This is a genomic window from Pseudomonas sp. Irchel 3E19, from assembly GCF_900187585.1.
GTDB lineage: Bacteria > Pseudomonadota > Gammaproteobacteria > Pseudomonadales > Pseudomonadaceae > Aquipseudomonas > Aquipseudomonas baetica.
Genome location: NZ_FYDT01000095.1, coordinates 1 through 7,485, shown reverse-complemented (window position 1 = coordinate 7,485; position 7,485 = coordinate 1). Strand labels below are relative to the sequence as shown.

At 55.7% G+C, this 7,485-nt stretch carries 7 protein-coding genes and 1 pseudogene; 3 read left to right on the top strand and 5 right to left on the bottom strand.

The features are described from left to right. Positions 1-209: pseudogene (locus tag CKW18_RS29405) on the top strand (IS4 family transposase); the annotation flags it as partial. Positions 210-253: 44 nt separating this feature from the next. Here the strand turns inward: CKW18_RS29405 and CKW18_RS29400 are convergent. The 5 genes from CKW18_RS29400 to CKW18_RS29380 all read right to left on the bottom strand — a co-directional run bounded on the left by CKW18_RS29400 (position 254) and on the right by CKW18_RS29380 (position 3,552). Beyond that, complete coding sequence (locus CKW18_RS29400) at positions 254-988, bottom strand: XRE family transcriptional regulator (protein ID WP_095191963.1); 735 nt, start codon at positions 986-988, stop codon at positions 254-256. Between the two features lie 138 nt (positions 989-1,126). Next, positions 1,127-1,309 carry a hypothetical protein gene (locus CKW18_RS29395; RefSeq protein WP_007908822.1) on the bottom strand — a complete coding sequence of 61 codons (183 nt, stop codon included), beginning with the start codon at positions 1,307-1,309 and terminating at the stop codon, positions 1,127-1,129. An 87-nt stretch (positions 1,310-1,396) separates the two neighbouring features. Then, positions 1,397-1,777, bottom strand: a complete 381-nt coding sequence (locus CKW18_RS29390) for a DUF1090 domain-containing protein (RefSeq protein ID WP_095191962.1) — start codon at positions 1,775-1,777, stop codon at positions 1,397-1,399. Positions 1,778-2,335: 558 nt separating this feature from the next. Further along, positions 2,336-2,827 carry a hypothetical protein gene (locus tag CKW18_RS29385; RefSeq protein WP_095191964.1) on the bottom strand — a complete coding sequence of 164 codons (492 nt, stop codon included), beginning with the start codon at positions 2,825-2,827 and terminating at the stop codon, positions 2,336-2,338. Then, complete coding sequence (locus CKW18_RS29380) at positions 2,794-3,552, bottom strand: DNA-binding protein (RefSeq protein WP_095191961.1); 759 nt, start codon at positions 3,550-3,552, stop codon at positions 2,794-2,796. Before CKW18_RS29380 ends, CKW18_RS29385 begins: the two co-directional genes overlap by 34 nt. A 251-nt stretch (positions 3,553-3,803) precedes the next feature. On the opposite strand from CKW18_RS29380, the gene mutS reads away from it, so the two are divergent. Both mutS and fdxA read left to right on the top strand, forming a co-directional pair. Beyond that, the gene (gene mutS, locus CKW18_RS29375) at positions 3,804-6,374 is read left to right on the top strand and encodes a DNA mismatch repair protein MutS (RefSeq protein ID WP_170947348.1); all 2,571 of its coding nucleotides are present in this window, start codon (positions 3,804-3,806) and stop codon (positions 6,372-6,374) included. A 163-nt stretch (positions 6,375-6,537) separates the two neighbouring features. After that, the gene (gene fdxA, locus CKW18_RS29370; protein ID WP_007908827.1) at positions 6,538-6,861 is read left to right on the top strand and encodes a ferredoxin FdxA; all 324 of its coding nucleotides are present in this window, start codon (positions 6,538-6,540) and stop codon (positions 6,859-6,861) included. Positions 6,862-7,485: the final 624 nt, after the last annotated feature.

Below are 7,485 nucleotides of genomic sequence, written 5' to 3'. Positions count from 1 at the left end.
TCAAGCCGGCTTGCCAGTACATCGCCGTGCAGTTGATCGTGATGGCAGCGGCCAATCCTGTTTCAGCGACGGGTAGACGGTTGGCGGAACTTAGAAAAGGCGTTGGCGGGCTGTTTCTGGATCACCGCCCAAGGCCTTCGAGGCCAAGGACGGTGAAGATTTCAAAAACCCGGTTTCCGGTGGATCGCAAGGCTGCTCCGCTTAAGTGAACAGCATTACGCCGATGGGCGGGTTTTATCTGACCGGTATCTGCTTAGCGGGCGTACATGCCCCACCAGAAGACGTGACCGAGGATGACGATCTGCTCTTCCTGGATTTCCTGGAAGGTATAGTCCTCATCCGGGTGTTCGTCACGGTTGAAGCTGCGCAGGCGAATGCCTGTAGGCAGACGATAGAGTTGCTTCACCCGCAACTGGCCGTTGTGATTGATCGCATAAAGGTCGCCATCGATGATGTCGCCGATGCCGCACTTGCCCGCGTTCACGCCGACCGTGGCACCGTCACGCAGCACCGGCAACATGCTGTTGCCGCGCACCGTCACGCATTTGGCCTGGTCGAACTGCACGCCGTTATGGCGCAGGCTACGCTTGCCGAAGCGCAGGCTGGAGCGCTCGCTCTCTTCGATGACGAATCTTCCTGATCCTGCTGCCAATTCAACCTCGCGAAGGAAGGGCACCGACACCTCGTCGTCATCGACAGGCGTGTCGTCGTCCCACAGCATTATGTCCTTGAGTTCCGCATGCACGTCATCACGCGCGGCACCGGCCGACGGCGCAACATCGGCACGCCCGCGCAACTGATCGGTGCTTACATTGAAGTACTCGGCGATTTTCGAAATGTGTTTATCCGAAGGATCGACGATCTTCCCGCTGAGAATCCGCGAGAGAGTGGATTGAGGCACGCCGGTGCGACGGTGGAGCTCCGTGGGGGAGATCCCGTGCTGGTCGAGCAGTGCTCTTAAGACGGAGGATACGTTGCGTTTTTGCATAACGCGCATAGTGCTTGAAGTTTTTACCGAAGACAAATGCTAATTCGCATAATTAACGCATAAATATGAATTCAGCTACAAAATGATATTGCCGAGCCATCATTTTGCATTGAATAACGGCCCGGCTCCAACGTGTGATCAGCCTTTGACGCGACGCGCGGCAGCATTGGCTTTTTTAAGTCGATCGGTTCTGGCCTTCCTGTCGTAATCGTCCTTGGCGCCCATGATGCCACCGGCAGCATGTACCCAGTCGGTGGCAGTGCAGCCGGAGATCAGCACAGCAGAAGTAAAGACTGAAGCAAAGATAAGGATGTTTTTCATAGTCGATTTTCCAGTGTCACTGATGACCACGCTGAATTGCAGAGTTGAAGAAAACCTGCTGCGGTTTGTTGGAGGGTGATTGCCGCTTTACTCATCCATGAGCTTTTGCAGTTTTGTCTGAGCTCGTTCGAGCCTGGCTTCCTGTTTCCTGATGACTTTCACATCGCCATACTGACGCGCGGCCTTCAGATAGTTCTGCCTGCGCCGTACTTCGGCTTCGGCCTTTTCGATGGTGCTCGAACGGTCATCCTGCACAGAAGGCTCGCGACAGTAACGCTCAACATTGGCAAGCGCCTGTTCCAGACCGGACTTGCGATAAACATTGTCCGCCTTATCAGCACGTTCAATTTGGAATACAAGTTCGGCACGACGCTGCACACAACTTTCTCGCGCGCCAGCCCAAGAACTATCGATGATGAAAACACCACCAACTAACAGAGACAGATTCCAGAGCAGGGTCGATCTCATGAGACAAACCCCAGATAACTTTTTTCTCCCACGCGCCCACGAAAGTGGCTCACCCGAGACCATGCCCTACGACAATCTAACGCTTCTTGCACACCAGAAAGTGCCGCCATCATCATGTCGCGACAGCGAGTTCTGCAAATAGGAAAGTGTTCAACCATCCACGCCACTGGTACGTAAACATGATCGAAGCAAAGCAAAACCGGAGTGCGATCAAACAACGTAGAAATACTCACATCCTTTTCTTTTCCAGCAATAACCGCCGACACAAACACAATACCTTCCCGATTTATTGCAATTGATCGCTTCCAGGCCGGAGACCTGGTCCCATGAGAACTGCGCACGCAAAACCAGAGCATTTATAATGTTCCTCAACAGCTTAAACATCATCATGTTATTCAAAGCAACCCAACAGCCGCACTGCGGCTGACTCTCCGGTAGTCGCAGGGGCTGTTGGCTTGACTCGAATCACATTAACAACGCGGGGGGCGTCGAGGCCTTACTGGCGTCTTACTCAGTCTTACTTAGTCGCTCAGAGGCCTTGCAGGCCGCGGGTTTGCGCTAGCGAGGGACGTGGCATACGCCATTGATCAGGTTATTGATATTGTAGTAATACTCGGTGTCGGAGAAGTAATTGAACGTCACCATACCACCTTGAAAACCTCTTTCCATGAACGGAAGTTCATCGCCGGCGGTGTCCGCGTCAAACTTTACAATCGAGCGCGTCTTGAACAGAAACCTGGAAGTATCCAGATGTGTTAGTGCAATCTCGAACTTGCGATCATAGGTATAGACTTTGCCTTCAGGGGTTTTGACGACGTAGTACACATAGAGAGCGCCCTCCCTTGAATCGATCGTCATATCGCCAACGCCATGCCAACGAACTTTATGATCATGAGTATGGACAAAATCGACGGATGCAAAACAGGGTGCGCGCGGAATATCGCGATTAATAAAATAGAGATGCTTGATAACAAGAGCACCAAAGATGCACACAGACGAGACGCCAAACAGTGCGATTATTTTTTTCCAACGAGTTGGTAGTTCACGCATATGGCCTCCCCCTTGCTTTCCGGCTTGATGCACTTGACCAGTAATTGGGAGAGTGGTTTTCGTACATAGTAGTTGATATCGGACAATACAATCGGTGGTTCGAACTCGCTGAGCGCCTTGACAATATCATCTTTGGACAATCTTTCACTTTCTTCTACATACAACTTCGCTTCGCCCTCTTGCCAGATGAGTTTCCACTCTTCCAGATCGGCTGGCTTTTTAAACACCAGGTAAGCGTAAAAGACTGGAAGAGCAATCGCCGGTACCAGGACCGCTGGCAAAAGGAAGCGCCAGTAACGACTGAATGGCTTTTTCGCCGTTGGGGCGTCGACGATGAATGGCTCAGCATCGTTTACCAGCGCAGGCGGCGACTCAGAGGATTGAGTCTGCGCGCTGACCAAGCGGATTTCACTTAACAGCACCACGCCCCGGCGTGGCAAAGTCTTGAGACTGTCCCGTGGCAAACCAACGTCAGCAAAATGCGCGCGAAGCATGTGCAGCGTCTTGTAATAACTGCTGTCGGAAATCACCAGCCCGCGCTCCCCCCAGACTCGGGAGATAAGCTGTTCTTTATCGGTCACGCCGGCTATCAGGGCCAGCAGCAGGTCACTTTCATTGCTGCCCAGCACCGCTGACTGCCGCGCCCGGTTGAGGGTCATTTTTTCCGCATCGTAGTAACAATCGCTCGCTGATGCTCCTGAGTCGATGCCCTCTGACTTTTCCAAGCTGCGTCCTCAACTGATCTGCAATCCTCGAATTCCGATCATTCGATAGCTTTTCGGCACTATAGGACACAATGCCAACCCAAGCGGCGGTGCGTTGCTGCATCCACCTCAAAAAAACTTCATACTCGGCCCCACTGAATCAACTCACGGGCCGCATCGCTGGCAAACACTCGCCATTTTGAAGATGCGAACGACCCCGTTTTTGCCTCGTCACTTTTTACGGTAAAGCTAAACCACTGATGAATAAAGCTATTTCAGACCTGTCCTCCCACACTCCGATGATGCAGCAGTACTGGCGCCTGAAGAATCAGCACCCGGATCAGCTGATGTTCTACCGCATGGGCGACTTCTACGAGATCTTCTACGAAGACGCGAAGAAGGCCGCCAAGTTGCTCGACATCACCCTGACCGCGCGCGGACAGTCGGCGGGGCAGGCGATTCCGATGTGTGGGATTCCTTACCACGCGGCGGAAGGCTATCTGGCGAAGCTGGTCAAGCTTGGCGAATCCGTGGTGATCTGCGAGCAGGTCGGCGATCCAGCGACCAGCAAAGGCCCGGTTGAGCGTCAGGTCGTGCGCATCCTCACGCCGGGCACGGTCAGTGATGAGGCGCTGCTCGACGAGCGCCGCGACAACTTGATCGCTGCCCTGCTGGGTGACGAGCGCCTGTTCGGTCTGGCCGTACTGGACATCACCAGTGGTAACTTCAGCGTCTCGGAAATCAAAGGTTGGGAGAACCTGCTCGCGGAACTGGAGCGGATCAATCCGGTTGAATTGCTGATCCCGGATGACTGGCCAAGGGACCTGCCAGCGGAAAAACGCCGTGGCGTCAGTCGTCGTGCGCCGTGGGATTTCGAGCGTGATTCAGCACTGAAAAGTCTTTGCCAGCAGTTCTCCACCCAAGACCTGAAGGGCTTTGGTTGCGAGAACCTGACCCTGGCCATCGGCGCTGCCGGTTGCCTGTTGGCGTACGCCAAGGAAACCCAGCGCACCGCCCTGCCCCATCTGCGCAGCCTGCGCCACGAACGTCTCGACGACACGGTGGTGCTGGACGGTGCGAGCCGTCGCAACCTCGAACTCGACACCAACCTGGCCGGTGGTCGCGACAACACCCTGCAATCGGTGGTCGATCGCTGCCAGACCGCCATGGGCAGCCGTTTGCTGACTCGCTGGCTGAATCGCCCGTTGCGCGATCTGACCGTATTGCTGGCGCGCCAGACCTCGATCACTTGTCTGCTCGATCGCTACCGTTTCGAAAAGCTGCAACCGCAGCTCAAGGAAATCGGCGACATCGAGCGGATTCTCGCGCGGATCGGCCTGCGCAACGCGCGTCCTCGTGACCTTGCCCGGCTGCGCGACGCCCTTGGCGCCCTGCCTGAATTGCAAGTGGCGATGACCGATCTGGAAGCGCCGCACCTGCAGAGTCTGGCGACAATCACCAGCACCTATCCGGAGCTGGCGGCGTTGCTGGAAAAAGCCATCATCGACAATCCGCCTGCGGTCATACGTGACGGCGGCGTGCTGAAAACCGGCTACGACAGCGAACTCGACGAGCTGCAATCGTTGAGCGAGAACGCCGGCCAGTTCCTCATCGATCTGGAAGCCCGCGAAAAAGCCCGAACGGGTCTGAGCCATTTGAAAGTCGGCTACAACCGTATTCACGGCTACTTCATCGAGCTGCCGAGCAAGCAGGCTGAATCGGCGCCAGCGGATTACATCCGGCGCCAGACGCTCAAAGGCGCCGAACGCTTCATCACGCCTGAGCTGAAAGAGTTCGAAGACAAGGCCCTCTCTGCCAAGAGCCGTGCCTTGGCGCGCGAGAAGATGCTTTACGAAGCGCTGCTGGAAGATCTGATCAGCCAGTTGCCACCGCTACAGGACACCGCCAGCGCACTGGCTGAACTGGACGTGTTGAGCAACCTCGCCGAGCGTGCGCTGAACCTCGACCTGAACTGCCCGCGCTTCGTCACCGAGCCTTGCATGCGCATCACCCAGGGACGTCACCCGGTGGTCGAGCAGGTACTGACCACGCCGTTCGTGGCCAACGACCTGAGCCTGGACGACAACACGCGCATGTTGGTGATCACCGGCCCGAACATGGGCGGTAAATCCACCTACATGCGCCAAACCGCACTGATCGTGTTGCTGGCGCATATCGGCAGCTTCGTGCCGGCCGCCAGTTGCGAACTGTCGCTGGTCGATCGCATTTTCACCCGTATCGGTTCCAGCGATGACCTCGCGGGCGGCCGCTCGACCTTCATGGTCGAAATGAGCGAGACCGCGAACATCCTGCACAACGCCACCGAGCGCAGCCTTGTGCTGATGGACGAAGTCGGTCGCGGCACCAGCACCTTCGACGGTCTGTCGCTGGCGTGGGCTGCGGCGGAGCGCCTGGCCCATCTGCGTGCCTATACGCTGTTCGCTACGCACTACTTCGAACTGACCGTGTTGCCGGAAGCCGAGCCATTGGTGGCCAACGTCCACCTCAACGCCACCGAGCACAACGAACGCATCGTGTTCCTGCACCACGTACTCCCCGGCCCTGCCAGCCAGAGTTACGGTCTGGCAGTGGCGCAATTGGCCGGTGTGCCGAGTGAAGTGATCGTGCGTGCCCGCGAGCATTTGAGCCGACTGGAAGAAACCGCTTTGCCCCATGAAGCGCCGAAACCTGCTGCCAAGGGCAAACCGGCGACGCCACAGCAAAGCGACATGTTCGCCAGCCTGCCGCATCCGGTACTCGATGAGCTGGCTAAACTGGATCTGGATGACCTGACCCCGCGTCGTGCGCTCGAAATGCTCTATGCATTGAAGAACCGGATATAAGCACTGAAGAAGCGGATATAACGCAAACGGCTTCAAGCTGTTAGAATCTCGCGCGGTTTGGGATGCTGCTGGCTAATAGCCTGGCCAGCAGGCATCGCTCCCGAACCTGGCGACCCCAACCGTGAAGGGGCAACGCTGCCGCCGCCTGAGGAGAGAATTAGAAATGACCTTCGTCGTCACCGACAACTGCATCAAGTGCAAGTACACCGACTGCGTAGAAGTCTGTCCGGTGGACTGCTTTTACGAAGGCCCGAACTTCCTGGTGATTCACCCGGATGAGTGCATTGACTGCGCCCTGTGCGAACCAGAATGCCCGGCCGTAGCCATTTTCTCCGAGGACGAGGTTCCAGAAGAGATGCAGGAGTTCATTCAGTTGAACGTCGAGCTGGCCGAAATCTGGCCGAACATCACCGAGAAGAAAGAATCGCTGCCGGACGCCGAAGAGTGGGATGGCGTCAAAGGCAAGATCAAAGACCTCGAACGCTGATCTGTCGCGCGCTCGAAGAAAAGGCCCTTACGGGCCTTTTTGCTTTCTTGCGGGCAAAAAAAGGGGCGGTTTGACCCGCCCACATTTTTTCCCTATTCCCTGTGTTCCTTTTCATCGTCCTGATGAATCGCATCCTGCGATGTCCATTCTCCTCATCCTTGAAGAGCGTGTCTGTCCGTCGACACAACCCCGATATTAAAGAGTTCCCAGCCCGGAGCAACGTGGTCGGGACGTAAAAACAGGCTGTCATAAGCACTTCATATTAAAAAATAAACATATAAATCAATAGGTTAAATACTTGCGCTGCGAGAAATGGACGTCTGCCGTCCTGTAAAAATAACGAACACTTACGGAAGAGTAAGCCAAGGCTTACAGCCCGAGACTACAAACCTGAGCTTTGCGCAGAAATCCCTCCTGCGCCGCCTCTCTTGCGGCAGCGCCTACATAAAGCAGGATGGCCATCATCCAGTAGGTAACAAAAAACCCCGAACCAGTCGGTAATGCTGTTCACTTAAGCGGAGCAGCCTTGCGATCCACCGGAAACCGGGTTTTTGGGATCTTCACCGTCCTTGGCCTCGAAGGCCTTGGACGGTGATCCAGAAACAGCCCGCCAACGCCTTTTCT

What these genes read in the sequence shown, in the direction of transcription:
- CKW18_RS29400 (WP_095191963.1), bottom strand. Translation starts at nt 988, where the DNA reads ATGCAAAAACGCAACGTATCCTCCGTCTTAAGAGCACTGCTCGACCAG.
- CKW18_RS29395 (WP_007908822.1), bottom strand. Translation starts at nt 1,309, where the DNA reads ATGAAAAACATCCTTATCTTTGCTTCAGTCTTTACTTCTGCTGTGCTG.
- CKW18_RS29390 (WP_095191962.1), bottom strand. Translation starts at nt 1,777, where the DNA reads ATGAGATCGACCCTGCTCTGGAATCTGTCTCTGTTAGTTGGTGGTGTT.
- CKW18_RS29385 (WP_095191964.1), bottom strand. Translation starts at nt 2,827, where the DNA reads ATGCGTGAACTACCAACTCGTTGGAAAAAAATAATCGCACTGTTTGGC.
- fdxA (WP_007908827.1), top strand. Translation starts at nt 6,538, where the DNA reads ATGACCTTCGTCGTCACCGACAACTGCATCAAGTGCAAGTACACCGAC.